Raw genomic sequence first — 15,667 nt, 5'->3', positions numbered from 1 at the left:
GAGGACGTCAGCTCAGGGCCACAGCCACCACAGCAGCAGGCCGCCGAACACCACCCACTGGATGGCGTAGTAGGCAAAGCGGCTCCTGGCCTTGATGCGCTTGCCGAACAGGCGCACCTGCTGCACATAGCCGAAGGCCTTGTTGATGCCGCCGGTCTTGTCGCTGTCAGAGTTGGGCGCTGCTGCGGCCCGGATCAGCGTGTGACTGATGAAGTGGTTGAAAGCCCGCGCGATGGGGTTGTTCAGCGGCCGCTCGACGTCGCAGAACAGGATGATGCGCATCTGGTCGGACTGGTTCTCGGCGTAGTGCAGATAGGTCTCGTCGAAGATGACGCCCTGGCCGTCGCGCCAGGAGTAGCGCTCCCCGTCGACCGAGATGTAGCAGCGGTCATCGTTGGGCGTGACCAGGCCCAGGTGGTAGCGCACCGAGCCGGCGAACGGGTCACGGTGGGTGACCAGGCGCCCGCCCGGCGGCAACGCCGCAAACATCGCCGCCTTCACGGTCGGGATGCGCTGCAGCAGTTCGGTCGTGACGGGGCACAGCTCGCGGGCCGAAGGATGGGCGTCGCCGTACCACTTCAGGTGAAAGCGCGTCCAGCCGGTCTTGAAGAAGCTGTTGAAACCGGCGTCGTTGTACTTGTCGCTCTTCTTGATCTCGCCAGCTTCAGCCAGCTTGAAGGCCTCGGCGCGGATGTCCTGCCAGTGGTCCTCCAACAGCTTGAGTTCCGGAAAGCCCGACACCGGCAGGTAGGGCTTGGCCGGCAGCTTGGAGAACAGGTACATCAGGCAGTTGATCGGCGCCATGAAGGTGGAGTGGTCCATCAACTGGCGGAAGAAGCGCAGCCGCACCCGGCCGCGGAAGTGCACATAGACGGTGCTGGCGATGAAGATCGCCACGATGGCGATCTTGAAGTAGGGGATGTCGTGGTTCATCGTGCGTAGAAATCTGCTTCGCCCGGCGGGCGGGACTTGAAGCGCTTGTGCAGCCAGAAGTACTGGTGCAATTGTCGGCGCGCCTGGGCTTCGATGACCGCATTCATGCGGGTGGCGTCGGCGACCACGTCGTCGGTCGGGAAATTGTCAAGCGGCGGCTCGATGACGAGGGTGTAGCCATCGGCCTCGCGGCGCGGGTAGCAGGGCAGCACCGCCGCCTGCGTGACGGCGGCCATGCGTGACAGCCCGCCGATGGTGGCCGCCGGCACGCCGAAGAAGGGCACGAACACCGAGTCACGGTGGCCGAAGTCCTGGTCGGGCAGGTAGTAGAGCCGGTAGCCGTCGCGCAGCGCGCGCAGGGTGGGGCGCGTGCCCTGCTGGCGGGCGAAGATGATGCCGGTGCCGAAACGCAGGCGCTTGGCGCGGAAGAAGGCATCAAGCCACGGGTCCTTCTGCACCGAATAGATGCTCACGACCCGGGTTTCCAGCGAGACCCGCAGGCCGGCCAGGTCCAGCCCGGTGAAGTGGGGCATCATCAGGATCACATTGCGGCCCTCCAGGGCCTGCAGATGCGCCAGGCCCTCGATGCGCACCAGCCGCTTGAGCTGCTCCTGGGAGGCGAACCAGCCATAGCCGTACTCCAGCAGCATCTGCACCATGGCCACGAAGTGCCGCCGCAGCAGGCGGCGGCGGGCGGCCTCGTCGAGTTCAGGCAGGCACAGGCGCAGGTTGACCTCGCCGATATGGCGGCGGGACGTGGGCAACAGGTAGATGAGGCTGCCGACGAGCCAGCCCAGGGCCGAAATGGCGCGGAAGGGCAGCCAGCTCAGCAGCCACACCACGCCCACGAGCAACTTCACGCCCACGCGGCCCCCTCGATGATTTGCATGTCCGGCATTGACGTTTCCAACGACTTCCAGGGGCGGCATCGTAGTGGCTGCCCGCCGGGGTGGCGACTCACCCGGGCTTGACTGCGATCAAAGGCCGGCGGCGCGGCGGCCTCTATCGTGAGGGTCAGGTCCATTGCCTGATACCCGCCATGACACCGGTTTGCCCTGCCTCGCCTTCCGCCATCCGCAGCCTGCGGGCCTTTGTCGGGCACTGAGCCATGCGCAAGGCCTACGTCGCCGCCGGCTTGGCCGTCGCCCTGGTGGCGGGGCTGCTCGCGGCCTCACGCTTCATCGGCACCCCGGTCAGCAGCCTGCAACTGGCGCCGCGCGACCTCGTGCGCTCCGTGGTGGCGACCGGCCGTGTGGAAGCGCCACACCGGGTGGAGCTCGGGGCGCAGATGGTGGCGTCGGTCGTCGCCGTGCCGGTGGCGGAAGGGCAGTCGGTCAGGGCCGGCGAGATCCTCATCCAGCTGGAAGCCGACGAGCTCAGTGCAGCCGCGCGGGAGGCCGACCTCGCCGTCGCCCAGGCCCAGGCCCGGCTGCGGCAGCTGCAGGAGGTGCAGCGCCCGGTCAGCGGCCAGGCCCAGCGACAGGCGCAGGCGACGTTGGACAACGCCCGCGCACAGTTGCAGCGCCAGGAGGACCTGTTCCGCCGGGGCTACATCGGCCAGGCCGCGCTGGACGAGGCACGCAAGGCGGTGGCCCTGGCGGACGCCCAGCTCAGCGCCGCCCAGCGCCAGCACGACACGACACTCGCCGGCGGCAGCGACGAGGCCATGGCCACCACGGCACTGGCCCAGGCCCGGGCGGGCGCCGAGGCCGCCCGGGCACGGCTCCAGCATGCCACCGTGACCGCGCCGGTGGCGGGCACCATCATCAAGCGCGACGTCGAACCGGGCGACGTGGTCCAGCCGGGCAAGACGCTGCTGGTGCTGTCGCCCAGCGGGGAGACCCAGCTGATCGTGCAGTTCGACGAGAAGAACCTCGGCCTGCTCGTGGTGGGCCAGCCGGCCCTGGCCTCGGCCGACGCTTTTCCCGACCAGCGCTTTGCCGCGGAGGTCATCTCGATCAGCCCCGGCGTGGACGTGCAGCGCGGGTCGGTGGAGGTGAAGCTGCGCGTGCCGCAACCCCCGGCCTATCTGCGCCAGAACATGACAGTCTCAGTGGACGTCGAGGTCGCACGGCGCCCGCATGTGCTTGCCGTGCCGCTGGAGCTGGTGCATGAGGCCGAGGGCCGCTCGCCCTGGGTCTGGGTCATCGAGGGTGGGCGCACCCGCCAGCAGGCGATCCAGCTCGGTCTGCGCGGCGGTGGCCAGGTGGAGGTGACGCAGGGCCTGCGCGCGGGCGACGAGGTCACGGCCGGCCCGGCGAGAGAGGGCGCCCGTGTGAGGGCCTCCGGCGCATCCTCATGAAATCGTGGCAGCCCTTCGAGTGGATCGTGGCCTCGCGACTGTTGCGCGACGGCCGCTGGCAGACCGTCTTCATCATCAGCGGCGTGGCCATCGGGGTGGCGGTCATCGTGTTCATGTCGGCGCTGCTGAACGGCCTCCAGGCGAACTTCATCCGCCGGGTGCTGACGGCCCAGGCCCACATCCAGCTGCTGCCGCCCAAAGAGGCGGTGAGGGCCCTGCGCCATGGCGCGCCTGGGGAGCAGGCCGCCGCCACGCTGCAAGCGCCGCTGCAACGGCAGAAGTCCATCGACCAGTGGCAAGCCGCGGCGGCGCAGATCCGCACCCTGCCGGAAGTGGTCACCGTGTCGCCCACGGCCGCCGGCTCAGCCCTGGTGGTGCGCGGCGAGGCCAGCCGGGCGATCACGCTGGCAGGCATCGACCCCGCGCTGTACTTCCGCATCGTAGCCCTGCCGGAAAAGATCGTGACCGGCAGCACCCGCCTCAACGCGGCGGACATCCTCATCGGCACCGAGCTGGCCGATGACCTCGGCCTGGCCGTGGGGGACAAATTGCGCGTGACCGCAGGCAGCGGCGGCGACATGGTGTTCACCGTCAGCGGCATCTTCGACCTGGGCAACAAGGGCGCCAACCAGCGCAACACCTTCGTGGCCCTGCACACGGCCCAGAGCCTGTTGGGCCTGCAGGGCGGGGTGTCGAGCCTGGAGGTGACGGTGTCGGACATCTACGCCGCCGAGGACGTCGCCCAGCGCATCACCGCCCGCACCGGGGTGCAGGCGGACAGCTGGATCAAGACCAACGCCCAGTTCTTCAGCGCGGTGCAGGCCCAGGTCAGCGCGAACACCGCGATCCGTTTCTTTGTGGGCCTGTCGGTCGCCTTCGGCATCGCCAGCGTGCTGTTCGTGTCGGTGGTGCAGCGCTCCCGCGAGATCGGCATCCTGCGCGCCATGGGCGTGACCCGGCAGCGGGTGCTGCGGCTGTTCCTGCTGCAGGGCGGCCTGCTGGGCCTGGCGGGCTCGGCGGTTGGCTCGGTCGTCGGGGCAGTCGCGCTCATCCTGTGGCGCGAGTTGGCACGCGGCCCCGACGGCCAGCCGCTGGTGCCGGTGACCTTGCAGGCGCCGCTCTTCGTGGTGGCGCTGCTGCTGGCCACGGTGACGGGGGTGCTGGCCGCCATGGCGCCAGCGCTCAGGGCAGCGCGGCTCGACCCCGTGGTGGCCATCCGTGGTTGAACTGTCCGATACCGTCGTGCGCCTGCAGGGCGTGCGCAAGGCCTTCAACCTGGGGCAGCCTTCCGAGGTGGAGGTGCTGCACGGCATCGACCTGCACTTGCGCGCCGGCGAGTTCTGCGCCGTCATTGGGCCGTCCGGCTCGGGCAAAAGCACGCTGCTGAACATCATCGGCCTGCTGGATCGCCCCACGGCCGGGCAGCTCGCGGTGTGCGGCCAGGAAACCACCGCGCTGGACGATGCAGCCCTCACCCGCCTGCGGGGCCGCAGCATCGGCTTCGTCTTCCAGTACCACCACCTCATCGGCGCCTTCACGGCGGTCGAGAACGTGATGATGCCGATGCTGGGAGATGCCGGCTTTCCGACCTCGGCCATGCGTGAGCGGGCGCTGGCGCTGCTGAAGAGCGTTGGGCTGTCCCATCGCGCGGACAACCTGGCGACGCACCTGAGCGGCGGCGAGCAGCAACGGGTGGCCGTGGCCCGGTCGCTGGCGATGCAGCCGGCCGTGCTGCTGGCCGACGAGCCGACGGGCAACCTCGACACCCAATCCGCAGAAGTGGTGTTCGGCCTGCTGCGCGAGGTGAATCGCGAACACGGTACGGCGGTGCTGTTCGTGACCCACAACCCAGCCTTGGCCGCGCGCTGCGACCGGACGCTGGAGGTGGTGGACGGCCGAATCAGTCGAGCGGACTGAGCGTCGGCCTCACGGTCCGGGTCACACGCACGACATGCGCCGGGTCGTGCGCATCGGCCCGCACCTCGAAGCCCAAGGCCTTCACGAGACCCAGCATGCCGTGGTTCTCGCGCAGCACGTCTCCCACGATGCGTTGGGTGCCCCGGGCCGCGGCATAGTCCAGCAGCCGCTGCATCAGCAGCCGCCCCAGGCCGCGCCCCTGAAGGTCGCTGCGCACCAGCACGGCGAACTCAGCCTCCGTGTTGTCAGGGTCGCGCACGAGGCGGGCGACACCCAGGGTCTGCTGCGCGGCATCCACCGCGATGAAGGCCATCTCGCGCTCGTAGTCGATCTGCGTGAGGCGTGCGAGTTCGTCATGCGACAGCCGGTGCGGCGCCTGGAAGAAGCGCAAGCGCAGGTCGTCCGGGGTGACGGCATCCAGGAAGGCCTGGTGCGCCGCTTCGTCCTCGGGGCGGATCGGGCGCAGCAGCAGGGGTTGACCCTGCCAGGCCAGGCGGCTCTCCCATTCATCGGGATAGGGCCGGATGGCGAAATGCGCCACCCCGGCCGGCTTGGCGGGCGAGAGCCGGATGCGGCCGTCCAGCGCGAGGGCACCTTGCGCATCCGCCCACAGGGGGTTGATGTCGAGCTCGGCCAGCTCGGGAAGGTCGGCCAGCATGCGGGCGACCGCGATCAGCACATCAGCGATGGCGTCCAGATCGGCGGGCGGACGGCCACGAAAGCCGGCGAGCAGCCGTCGTACGCGGGTGCGATCGATCAAATCGCGCGCCAGCGCCCGGTTCAGGGGCGGCAGGGCCACCGCCCGGTCTGCGAGTACCTCCACCGCCACCCCGCCATGCCCGAACAGCAGCACCGGGCCAAAAATGGGGTCGACATGCGCGCCAACGATGAGCTCCTGGGCCAGCGGGCGCTGCACCAGCGCCTGCACGCTGAAGCCCTGCAGGCGCGCCTGCGGGTGGCTGTGCGCCAGGCTGTCGAGCATCTGCTGCGCGGCCTGCCTCACGGCCTCGGGCCCCACCAGCCCGAGTCGCACACCGCCGACATCGGATTTGTGCAACAGATCTGGCGACAGGATCTTGAGCACCAGCGCACCCCTCATGCCGCTGGCCGCCTGTGCCGCGGCGTCCGGGGTGGCAGGCACCTGGGCACCCGGCACGACCGCGATCCCGTAGGCGGACAGCAAGGCCTTGGCCTCGACCTCGTTCAGCCATTCACGCCCATCGGCCAGCGCGGCGTCGACCAGACGGCGTGCGGCGGCACGGTCGGGCGCCGCGATGGTGCTGGCCGCGGGCGTTTCCCGCAGGGCAACCTGGTTGCGCCGGTAGGTCTGCATCAGCGAGAAGGCGCGCACGGCTTCTTCCGGCGTGTCGTAGCCCGCAATGCCCGCCTGCTCGAAAGCCTGACGCGCCGGTGCTGCGGTCTCGCCACCCAGCCAGCAGCTCAGCACTCGCCCCGGGTGCGCGGCAATCAGCGGCGCGCAGGCCTGCGCGATGGCTGTGCTCGACGCGATGGCCGTTGGCGCCTGTGCGAACAGAATGGCGCCGGCTTCCGGCGCGTCGAACAGCGCCTGAAGGGTGTCCACATAGCGCTGCGGCGGGGCGTCGCCAATGATGTCGATCGGGTTGCCACGCGACCAGTTCGCCGGCAGCACCGCCTTCAGACGCTGCATCAACACCGGGCCGGGCTCGGCCAAGGGCACGCCGAGCGATGAGGCGGCGTCAGCCACCAGCACGCCCGCGCCGCCGCCGTTGGTCATGACGGTCAGCGCGGGGCTCGTGGGGTCGCGAAAGCGCGCCAGCGTCTGCGCTGCGATGAACAGCTCCTTCAGGGTGTCCACTCGCAGCATGCCCGCGCGGCGGATGGCGGCGTCGATGACGATGTCTTCACCCGCCAGGGCGCCGGTGTGCGATGCGGCCGCCCTCTGGCCCGCAGCCGCGCGGCCGGCCTTCACGACGATGACCGGCTTGACCCGCGCCGCCGCTCGGGCTGCCGACATGAACTTGCGCGGCGACGAAATCGATTCGATGTAGAGCAGGATGGCGCGGGTGTGAGGGTCCAGCGCCAGGTGGTCGAGCAGGTCGCCGAAGTCCACGTCCAGGTGTTCACCGAGCGACACGAGGTGCGAGAAGCCAATGCCCTGGCCGTTCGCCCAGTCCAGCAAGGCCGTCAGCAGCGCGCCGGATTGCGAGACCAGCGCCAGCGAACCGGGCCGCGCGTTGGCCTGGGTGAAGCTCGCATTCAGCCCGAGGTGGGGGCTGAGCAGGCCGATGCAGTTCGGGCCCAACAGCCGCAGGCCGTGGGGCCGGGCCGCGTCCAGGGCGGACTGCTTCTGGGCTGGCGTGAGACCGGCCGTGATCACGATGGCGGCCCGGGTGCCGGCCGCGCCCAGCTCCGCGACCAGCCCGGCCACAGTGGCTGGCGGCGTGCACAGCACGGCGAGATCCGGCGTGAAGGGCAGGGCCGACACGCGCGGGTAACAACGCTCACCGTCCAGCGTGTTCAGCCGTGGGTTGACGGGCGCCAACGGCCCGGCGAAGCCGCCTGCCTTCAGATTGCGCCACACGGTGGTCCCCACACGCTCCGGTTTGTCAGACGCGCCGAAGACGGCAACGGCGCTGGGGCGAAGCAGGCGGTCGAGATGGCGCTGTGTCATGGCTCGCGATGTTGGCGGCCGGCCCGGGCGCGGGGCTTGCGCAAGGTCAATCGGCGGTGAGCAGGACGGACTTGCCCCCGCGCAGCACGCTGATGCGCGTGCCGTTGAACTTGCGCCAGGCGAGCAGGGCGGTGACGAGGTCGGCACTGCCGTTGACGCGGTGGCCGTTCATCTCAACGATGACATCACCCACGCGAAGCTGCAGTTGTTCGGCGAGGCTGCCCTGGGGCACGGCGAGGATGAGCGCACCCGTGGCCTCATGCCGGCCAGCCGCCCAGGCGGCCAGCGGTGGCACGTCGTCAAACTGCGCGCCCAGGCGGGGCCGGGCTGCCGAGGCACCGGGCGTGCGGAACTCGCCGACGATTTGCAGCACGATGTCGATGGGCACCGCCAGACTGGCGCCCGGGCTGCCCGCAGGGCCGACGATGGTGCGGGCATTCATGCCGACGATGGCTCCGTTGGCGTCGAGCAAAGGTCCGCCGGAGTTCCCAGGGTTGAGGGCCACGTCGCTTTGGATGAACACGAGTTCGCCGTCGTCGCCGAAGTGCCGATCCTTGCCGCTGACGATGCCGGCTGAGGCGGAATGCTCCAGCCCGAAGGGCTCGCCAACCGCCATGACCCAGTCGCCCACACGCAACCGCGCTCCCGGCGCGAACACCGGTCGCACCTTGGGCGCACCCTCCACGCGCAGCAGGGCAATGTCGGTCGTGTCGTCACGCCCCAGCACCTCGGCCTGCACCAGGCGCTTGTCGGGCAGCGCGACGAGGATCTGCTCGACGTCGCCCAGCAAATGGGCTGCGGTGGCGATGCGCCCCTGGTCGTCGATGAAGAACCCCGCGCCGACGCGAGGCTCGTCCTCACCCGGCGCGAACATATAGACGCCCACGCTCCAGCCCACGCCGCGCTGGAAGGCATCGGCCAGGCTGGTGGGCACGGGCCGAGCGGAGGAGGGCGGTGTCGCGAAGGCCGGGCTCGTCAGGCACAGCAGCGCACCGAGGAGGGCAGCCAGGGCAGGGGGAGCGCAGCGAGCCAGGGCTCGACGGGTCAGGGAAGCAGGGCGCATGGGCATGCGCCCACCCTAACGGGTCAGGCTGCAATGGCCGTTGATGCGGGTCAAGCGGCGCGACATCCGCGCGGCAAAGACCCCGTCAATGGGACATCAACACCGGCACCGTCATCGACGTGAGCAGGGTGCGTGACACACCGCCGAACAGACGCTCAGCCCAGCGCGCATGGCCGTACGCGCCCATGACGACGAGGTCGGCGCCGTGGTCCGAGGCCGCATTCAGCAGCGCGTCGCCCACGGACAGCGTCGTCACGTCATGGCGCAACTCGGCAGGCACGCCGTGCCGCGCCAACCAGTCGCGCACCCGGGTGAGATGAGGCAGGGCACTGCTGTCCTGGGCGTCCGTACGCCAATGCACCAAGGTGACGTTCTCGGCGGCCTTGAGCACGGGCAGCGCATCGGTCGTCGCTCGCAGAGATTCGCGGCTGCCATCCCAGGCCACGAGCACGCGACGCAGGCGCACCGGATCCAGGTGCGTGTAAGGAATCAGCAGCACCGGGCGGGCGCAGCTCAGGAGCAGCCCCTCCAGCGCCGATAGCGCCTGCTTGTAGTGAGGCAGTGACGGATCGGGCTGTCCCATCAGCAGCAGGTCCGCGCCCTGGGCTTGCTGGGCGAGCGAGTCGGCCGTGGGTGCACGATCCGCCACGGCGTCGAATGACGGCAGGCCGGCCGCGTCACAGCGCAACACGAACTCCTGCGCCAGGTCTTCTGCGCGGCCCAGCAGCGCAGCCGTGGTGCCGGCGATGTGCCCGTCCAGGGCCGCTGCGCTCTGGAACTGCTGCAACTCCGCAGCAGTGACCGGCGCGAGCCCGGTGACGTGCGCCCCCCAGCTGCGTGCCAGCGCGATGGCGATCTGGGTGCGTGCCGCATTGGCGGGCGTGGCGTCGAGGTGAACGAGCAGGCTGCGATAGTTCATGGTGTCGGGTCTCAGTCAAAGGTCAGCACGGCGCGGCCGTCAATGCGACCGTTGCGAAGGCTGTCGAAGATGCGGTTGATGTCATCCAGGCGGTACGGCGTGGTGCACGCATGCACGGCGCCGTCGGCGGCGAACTGCAAAGCCTCGTTCAGGTCCTGGCGCGAACCGACGATGGAGCCGCGCACCGTCTTGGCGTTGAGCACCACGTCGAAGATCGGCAAAGCGAAGTCCCCGGGCGGCAGGCCGACCATCGACATCGTGCCCCGCTTGCGCAGCATCCCCAGCGACTGCGCAAAGGATTCGCGCGATACCGCGGTGACCAGCGCGCCCTGCACGCCGCCGAGGTCCCGGTGCAGCACCTCGACCGGGTTCTCTTCGGCGGAGTTGATGCACAACTCGGCGCCCAGGTCGCGGGCCATCTTCAGGCGGGCGCTGTCGATGTCCACGGCCACCACGCGCAGGCCCATGGCCCGGGCGTACTGCACAGCCAGGTGCCCCAGGCCGCCGACGCCGACGATGGCCACCCAATGGCCCGGTCGGGCATCCAGCACCTTCAGCCCTTTGTAGACCGTGACGCCCGCGCAAAGGATGGGCGCCAACGACTCAAATGACAGGGCAGGGGGCAGGTGACCGACATAGGCCGGGTCGGCCAGCACGTAGTCGGCGAAGCCGCCATTGACGGTGTAGCCCGTCATCTGCTGCTCATCGCACAGGGTTTCCCAGCCGGTCAGGCAGTGCTCGCAGTGGCCGCAGGCGGTGTGCAACCAGGGCACACCTACGCGATCGCCCTCGCGAATGCCCTTCACGCCAGCGCCCACCGCAGCCACGGTACCGACGCCCTCATGCCCGGGGATGAAGGGCAGCGGCGGCTTGACCGGCCAGTCGCCATCGGCGGCATGCAGGTCGGTGTGGCAGACGCCGCAGGCCGCCACCTTCACAAGGATCTGGCCGGGCACCACCTCGGGGACCGGCACCTCCTCAAGGCTCAGCGGCGCACCGTAGGCGCGGACGACGGCGGCTTTCATGCTTGGCATGGCGACTCCTGGGGACATGGCACAGATGCCATGCCGACAGCGTAGGAATTCGCGTCCCGGAGCGCTTTGAGGCCGATCAAACAGGGGAGAGGTGCCGACACACGGTGCTCATGGCATCCGTTTCATTCCTGGCAGAGGGTCGTTCGTCGCGAACTTCGGCTGGCGCTGGGGCTCGCACCTACTGTTGCGCCCAGCCCCGGGGCTTCTCCCTGGGGCTTAAGTCCCCGATCAACGAAAACGCAGACTCCGCATGAATGATCTGTTCAAGTTGCCTGGCTACGGCTATGACCCCTCGCTCGAACTCGTCGTCACCGCGCCGCTCTTCCTGAAGCTCAAACGGGCGGCATCCATGAACGGCCTGTCCGTCGAGAACTTCATGAGCCAGTCGGCCGAGCGCGAAGCCGACCGCCTGCTGATGCTGGACGAACTGGCCCGCCAGCGGCAGCAGCACGCCACCACCGTAGCCCCCAAGACGGGCGCTCAACGGCCCCTGAGCAAACGTGAAGCCGAGGTGCTGACCCTGCTGAGCCGCGGCTGCACATCCTCAGAAGTCGCCGGCATGCTGCGCATCCAGAGTGTGACGGTGAACGACCACATCAAATCGATCTACCGCAAGCTCGGCGTCAACAACCGCGCAGGCGCTGTCGTCTTGGCCAGCAAGATCGGCCTCGGACCCTGAGCGCATCACTCAGGCGCTGGTTCGATTCGCCTGGCACGGACGATGGCGCGCAGATCCTGCGCCGCCACGACCGTCTTCGTTTCGCCTGAGTCTCCTGGCGCCCAGCGGCGTTGGTCTCGTGCTTCTTCACGCTCGCCGACGCCAGCCACGCTGCGTGGGTGGGCGTAGGGCTAGCCGGCAGCTTCTTGGTCTGGTGGCTGGCCGTACGACGTGAACGCTGGGCAGGGCGTTTGCAAGTAAGTTCTTGATCTTGAACGACTTCCAGATTCGAACGCCCAGCGTTTACCTCTCGGAAAGTGGACGCCAACGTTGGGCGACCTAGCCACTGTAGGCGATCGTTGGGTAATGCAGCCAGTTGGTCACCATCGTTGGGTAATACAGCCAGAGGATGTTCGATCACTTGACCGTTGGTTTTCCGTCGACCGGCCGCGGCCGCAGACGCTGATTCAAGTCTCGGACGGTGCGCTCATCGGAGGTCAGTTCGGTAAACAAGCCGCGAGTCAAGACAGCGGACATTACGACGCTTCCGACCAAATAGCCGATCAACTGGGTCATGTTCAGCTTGCCATCGATGGCCATCCACACGAATACGAATGCCAGCCAGGCCACGAACATGGCGAAGAGTGAATAGCCGGCGATTCTTCGGCGCTTCGCTCTTGTCAGCGTCAGGCCTTCAGCGGTGCTCGAAATCTCGCCGTTTCGCACCAGGTGGGCGTATCGGGCTCGGACTTCAGGGATCTCGCAGACCTCGAGACCCAAAAGTTGCTTCGGAGTCGCGCTCGGCCCCAGCTCGTAATGGACCTGAGACCTGGAAAGCGCGATCAGTGCATCTAGGAGTGCCTCGTCGCTAGAACTATCGTCCGCAGCCAGTTCCAGCATGGCCCTCTGCTCCGCAATTAGCGCAAAGCACTTGGTCAACCGGCGGCTGAGCAGCGCCTGGTACCAGCGCAGGGCTATCCGAAGAGATCGGCATGAAAGGCGGTGCCAGTTGATTGCCTGGGCGATCTGCTGCCACTGAACGTCGGCACCGCCAACCGTCCTTTGCGAAAACACCATCGCCAGCTCCAGAGATCGCTGGGTGATGCTCTCGGCAGTCAGCCGCGGCCTGCTCATGCAGCCTTCCGTCCCGACAGCTGGCTCAACCGTTCTTCGACTTCTGCCTCGTTGCGCGGACCGTCCCTGAGCCATCGATAGAAGAGCGTGATGCGCTGGTATCGGGCGTATTCATTCAGCGGCTTGCCGTCGACGTCGTTGGGATTGGTGGCATCCCAAGCTTTTACCCGTTCCCAGAGGGCTGCATCGAGGGGTTCAAGTGCTTCGCGATCCTTCCCATAGACGACGAAATTGACGTCGATCTTCGCCTCGCGCATCGCATGAAGAACAGGCGTCTTAATGGAGTTGCGGCCCTGCTCCCATTTTTGGACAGCCGAGTGAGCAACGTCCAAGATGCCTGCCAGTTCCTCCTGCGTAAGTCCCAGGCGGCGACGTTCGGCAGCCAACCGCTCGCCCGCGGTTTCGGGTGGAGGGAGAGGGAACTCAGGGTTTTTTCTAGGTCTTCCGGCCATTTTCAGCGATTGACACACCCGGCGCGCCGCGCGCAGACTCGCGCTTCAAACAAAACAAGTACAAAAGTATTTATTTAGTTTGAAATGCTTCGCAGCAAGTGGAACACATGCAGCCTATTGCGCCCGCTGAGGAAAGTCAGCTTGACGGCCCCGCTTCTACCGGACGAGGCAGGGCCGTCAAGCTGAAGACGAAGGAAGAAGCCGCGCAGTGGTTCGCCGACCGCGGCATCACGATCACTGAGTGGGCACTTGAGCGGCGGTTCAGCCCAGCTTTGGTCTACCAGGTGCTCGCCGGGACCCGCAAGGCTGTCCGAGGAAGCAGTTTTCAGATTGCCGTCGCGCTGGGCATGAAATCAGTGCCGGTCGACGATTTCGAATCCGCCTAGGACCTAGGCAAAAAACAGGAGGTGGTGCCAGACGCAAGGACCAAGTCGTCCGAAATCTGGGACCCAAAAACGCCAAACGCGTCAGGGATGGGGATCCACTGACGCGTCGGGACTTTTTCCTAACACCTACATAGGAAGTGTCCGGCGGATTTGGGCAGGCGTCAAGCGCCTGCTGAGCTTTTCGGTCACCGCGCCCAGCGGCGAAAAGACGACGGGCCAGGACAGCCCGTCCCAGCGCAGCCATGGGCGGCCTTCGAGCCGCACTTGGACCCATCCCATCGAGCCTTGGCGGTCGGGCTGTGCCCCGACCGGATGGTGGCTCATGCCTGGACACTTCTCATGAAAGAACAAGACCACCACTCGGTCGTGACCCATTGGGGCGGCCGTCAGGAACGCTATCGCGAGTTCAAGCGGACCCAGAACCGGGCTCACGACCCTTTCGGCGTCCAACCCCTGCAATTCGGCTCCGACCTCCATTACGAGGCCTGGGTGCTGGAGCGCTTCTCGCCGACGACCAAGTCGTTGACGCGCAAACCAACGGACGTGAAGGCCGTCATCGCGGGCACTGATCGCAGCGCCAAAGCTACCTTTGTCGTGACGCGGCGAGATGACTCGGTTGACTATGTCTTCGTGGCCAAGACCGATGCGTCCACCCCAGCGATGCGGGCCCTTGGCAAGATCGCGGCCGCCAACGGCGCGCAAGTCATTGTCCGTACACGCGCCGAAATCCGCACTCGCGCTGACGAGTTCTGGTGGTGGGAAAAGCTCCGCCAAGTGGCCGTGCTGTGGGTACGAAAGGGCAGCGAATACGACGACGCGCTGGTGGCGTTGGTGGCCACGGGCAACAGGACGCTGGCCGAGCTCTGCTCGCAGATCGACGCGCCACGTGACCTGATCAGGGCACGCCTGGCCCGGCTTCATGTGGCCGGTCAACCCTTTTGGTCTTGGCTGCCATCGCACACGGGCGCGATGCGTCTCCTGGTTGCCCGTCAGGTGCAAGCATTGTTCGTTCGCAGCCTCATCCGGATGAGCAAGCTGCGGTACGGCGTTCAGGTGGCGTGGTCCGAGTTGCCCGATCAGGCGCTTTTCCTGCTGCCCTGGCGCTTGCGCCCGACAGCCGAGCCGGGCGGACTCGAGTTCGAAGTTCGGACCCATGTGGACTTGAACACGGTGGATCGCCTGGCTTCGCGCTACCGGAGGCACTGGCTGATCGAAGCACCAGAGGACGCCTCGACGCTGGGTCTGGTGACCTCGACGACCGCGGGAAAGCCATCCCTGTCTTTGCCTGGCGACCCGCCGCTCGGTGCGGTGTCACAGCCATAAGCAACCGTGGCCTGGGCCGGATTCCGGCCTGTAGATCCCAGCGCCGTGTCTAGAGGTTGCCCCTGCGTCGCCCATCTTCGTCCAGGGGTGGCATCTGGCGTTGACGGCCGCCGGCAGCCGACCACGCCAAAACCAAAGTAACTAATTATGACCATTGATATCTCTGCAATTGCGAGGGCCGTGAGCAAGCAAGCCGCTGCAGACGACATTTCAATCAAGCTCGGCCATGCTCTGGAACTGGTCGCGGCTTGCCTGGGCTACACCTCGCTGTCTGCTTTGCAGACAGCCCAAGCAGTGGGGTCTGAGCTCAGGAACTTCCATAAGGCGCGGCACGTGGTCATCGATCTGGATTTGGCGCGGTGCCGAGCGCTGGCACTTGGGCACAGCGCGCTGGCCGGCTCTCTGCAGGAACTGCTTTCGGTGGCTTTCTCTACTCGAAGCAAATGGGCTGAAGTGCACACCGACTTCAAGATCTTCGAAGAGGCGTTGAAGCGCATGGTCGGACAACAGATGCTTGCAGACCCTGACGTCCTTGCGTCGATCGGCGGGGCGTACATGGAGGACCGTTTCAACATCTGCATCGATGACTCACTGGTGGCCGAGGAGGTACCGGTGTGCGAGCGCGTCAACATGACCTGGACCGGCCGCGTCACTCCAAAGGAGGGAGCGCATATTCCTGGGAATACGCTGCTGGTTGTTGCTGCCGTAAGCGCGTGGCGGATAGGAGAACGGTGCTTCGAAGGTCCGTTTGTCGAAGTCGTCAGACTGGCAGTGGCATAGAGGTGCGACGGATGTGATCCGGGTCTATGGCTGGCGGCGATTTGAGGCGTGGCGGGCTTGGAGCGGCTGGAGGGATCCCGAGAACAGCTTCACCATTGAGTGTGAGCGTCCGA

Annotated in this window: 15 protein-coding genes; 7 read left to right on the top strand and 8 right to left on the bottom strand. The window is 67.2% G+C overall.

Features of this window, described 5'->3' with window-relative positions:
* Window positions 1–12 precede the first annotated feature (12 nt).
* Both CDO81_RS00470 and CDO81_RS00465 read right to left on the bottom strand, forming a co-directional pair.
* Entirely contained in the window at window positions 13–933 is a 921-nt protein-coding gene (locus tag CDO81_RS00470; protein ID WP_088481214.1) for an aspartyl/asparaginyl beta-hydroxylase domain-containing protein, read from the bottom strand.
* Window positions 930–1,793 carry an LpxL/LpxP family acyltransferase gene (locus CDO81_RS00465; RefSeq protein WP_206602054.1) on the bottom strand — a complete coding sequence of 288 codons (864 nt, stop codon included), beginning with the start codon at window positions 1,791–1,793 and terminating at the stop codon, window positions 930–932. The genes CDO81_RS00470 and CDO81_RS00465 overlap by 4 nt, the downstream gene beginning before the upstream one ends.
* 248 nt (window positions 1,794–2,041) lie before the next feature.
* On the opposite strand from CDO81_RS00465, the gene CDO81_RS00460 reads away from it, so the two are divergent.
* From CDO81_RS00460 to CDO81_RS00450, 3 genes are read left to right on the top strand one after another with little or no spacing between them, the layout of a single operon-like run.
* Entirely contained in the window at window positions 2,042–3,235 is a 1,194-nt protein-coding gene (locus tag CDO81_RS00460) for an efflux RND transporter periplasmic adaptor subunit (RefSeq protein ID WP_088481212.1), read from the top strand.
* Window positions 3,232–4,461: an ABC transporter permease gene (locus tag CDO81_RS00455; RefSeq protein ID WP_088481211.1), complete on the top strand. Its 1,230-nt coding sequence runs from the start codon at window positions 3,232–3,234 to the stop codon at window positions 4,459–4,461. Before CDO81_RS00460 ends, CDO81_RS00455 begins: the two co-directional genes overlap by 4 nt.
* Window positions 4,454–5,152 (top strand): ABC transporter ATP-binding protein, encoded by a 699-nt coding sequence (locus tag CDO81_RS00450; protein WP_420893067.1) that lies wholly within the window; start codon window positions 4,454–4,456, stop codon window positions 5,150–5,152. Before CDO81_RS00455 ends, CDO81_RS00450 begins: the two co-directional genes overlap by 8 nt.
* Here the strand turns inward: CDO81_RS00450 and CDO81_RS00445 are convergent.
* From CDO81_RS00445 to CDO81_RS00430, 4 genes are all read right to left on the bottom strand, one after another.
* Window positions 5,136–7,805, bottom strand: coding sequence for a bifunctional acetate--CoA ligase family protein/GNAT family N-acetyltransferase (locus CDO81_RS00445; RefSeq protein WP_088481210.1), 2,670 nt, complete (start codon window positions 7,803–7,805; stop codon window positions 5,136–5,138). The two genes, CDO81_RS00450 and CDO81_RS00445, sit on opposite strands and share 17 nt — an antisense overlap.
* A gap of 46 nt (window positions 7,806–7,851) precedes the next feature.
* Entirely contained in the window at window positions 7,852–8,868 is a 1,017-nt protein-coding gene (locus CDO81_RS00440) for a S1C family serine protease (RefSeq protein ID WP_158218123.1), read from the bottom strand.
* A gap of 85 nt (window positions 8,869–8,953) precedes the next feature.
* Complete coding sequence (locus CDO81_RS00435) at window positions 8,954–9,787, bottom strand: universal stress protein (RefSeq protein WP_088481208.1); 834 nt, start codon at window positions 9,785–9,787, stop codon at window positions 8,954–8,956.
* A gap of 11 nt (window positions 9,788–9,798) precedes the next feature.
* Window positions 9,799–10,821, bottom strand: coding sequence for a zinc-dependent alcohol dehydrogenase (locus tag CDO81_RS00430; RefSeq protein ID WP_088481207.1), 1,023 nt, complete (start codon window positions 10,819–10,821; stop codon window positions 9,799–9,801).
* 250 nt (window positions 10,822–11,071) lie between these two features.
* Here CDO81_RS00430 and CDO81_RS00425 point away from each other — a divergent pair, with 250 nt between their 5' ends.
* On the top strand, window positions 11,072–11,500 hold the full coding sequence (locus CDO81_RS00425; protein WP_088481206.1) for a helix-turn-helix domain-containing protein: 429 nt from the start codon (window positions 11,072–11,074) through the stop codon (window positions 11,498–11,500).
* A 396-nt stretch (window positions 11,501–11,896) separates the two neighbouring features.
* Here CDO81_RS00425 and CDO81_RS00420 read toward each other — a convergent pair whose 3' ends face one another.
* Both CDO81_RS00420 and CDO81_RS00415 read right to left on the bottom strand, forming a co-directional pair.
* On the bottom strand, window positions 11,897–12,613 hold the full coding sequence (locus tag CDO81_RS00420) for a hypothetical protein (protein WP_088481205.1): 717 nt from the start codon (window positions 12,611–12,613) through the stop codon (window positions 11,897–11,899).
* On the bottom strand, window positions 12,610–13,065 hold the full coding sequence (locus CDO81_RS00415; RefSeq protein ID WP_088481204.1) for a helix-turn-helix domain-containing protein: 456 nt from the start codon (window positions 13,063–13,065) through the stop codon (window positions 12,610–12,612). Before CDO81_RS00415 ends, CDO81_RS00420 begins: the two co-directional genes overlap by 4 nt.
* Before the next feature lie 107 nt (window positions 13,066–13,172).
* Between CDO81_RS00415 and CDO81_RS00410 the strand changes: the two genes are divergently transcribed.
* The 3 genes from CDO81_RS00410 (at window position 13,173) to CDO81_RS00400 (ending at window position 15,554) form a co-directional block, all read left to right on the top strand.
* Window positions 13,173–13,451, top strand: a complete 279-nt coding sequence (locus CDO81_RS00410) for a DNA-binding protein (protein ID WP_088481203.1) — start codon at window positions 13,173–13,175, stop codon at window positions 13,449–13,451.
* A 339-nt stretch (window positions 13,452–13,790) separates the two neighbouring features.
* Window positions 13,791–14,774 carry a hypothetical protein gene (locus CDO81_RS00405; protein ID WP_088481202.1) on the top strand — a complete coding sequence of 328 codons (984 nt, stop codon included), beginning with the start codon at window positions 13,791–13,793 and terminating at the stop codon, window positions 14,772–14,774.
* Window positions 14,775–14,954: 180 nt separating this feature from the next.
* A complete protein-coding gene (locus tag CDO81_RS00400) occupies window positions 14,955–15,554 on the top strand; it encodes a hypothetical protein (RefSeq protein WP_144397099.1) in 600 nt (199 codons plus the stop codon).
* Window positions 15,555–15,667 lie beyond the last annotated feature (113 nt).

The sequence above is a fragment of the Roseateles puraquae genome (assembly GCF_002205845.1).
GTDB classification, from domain to species: Bacteria; Pseudomonadota; Gammaproteobacteria; order Burkholderiales; family Burkholderiaceae_C; genus Pelomonas; species Pelomonas puraquae.
The sequence above is the reverse complement of the archived record's forward strand: the minus strand, read 5'-3'. Positions and strand labels throughout refer to the sequence as shown.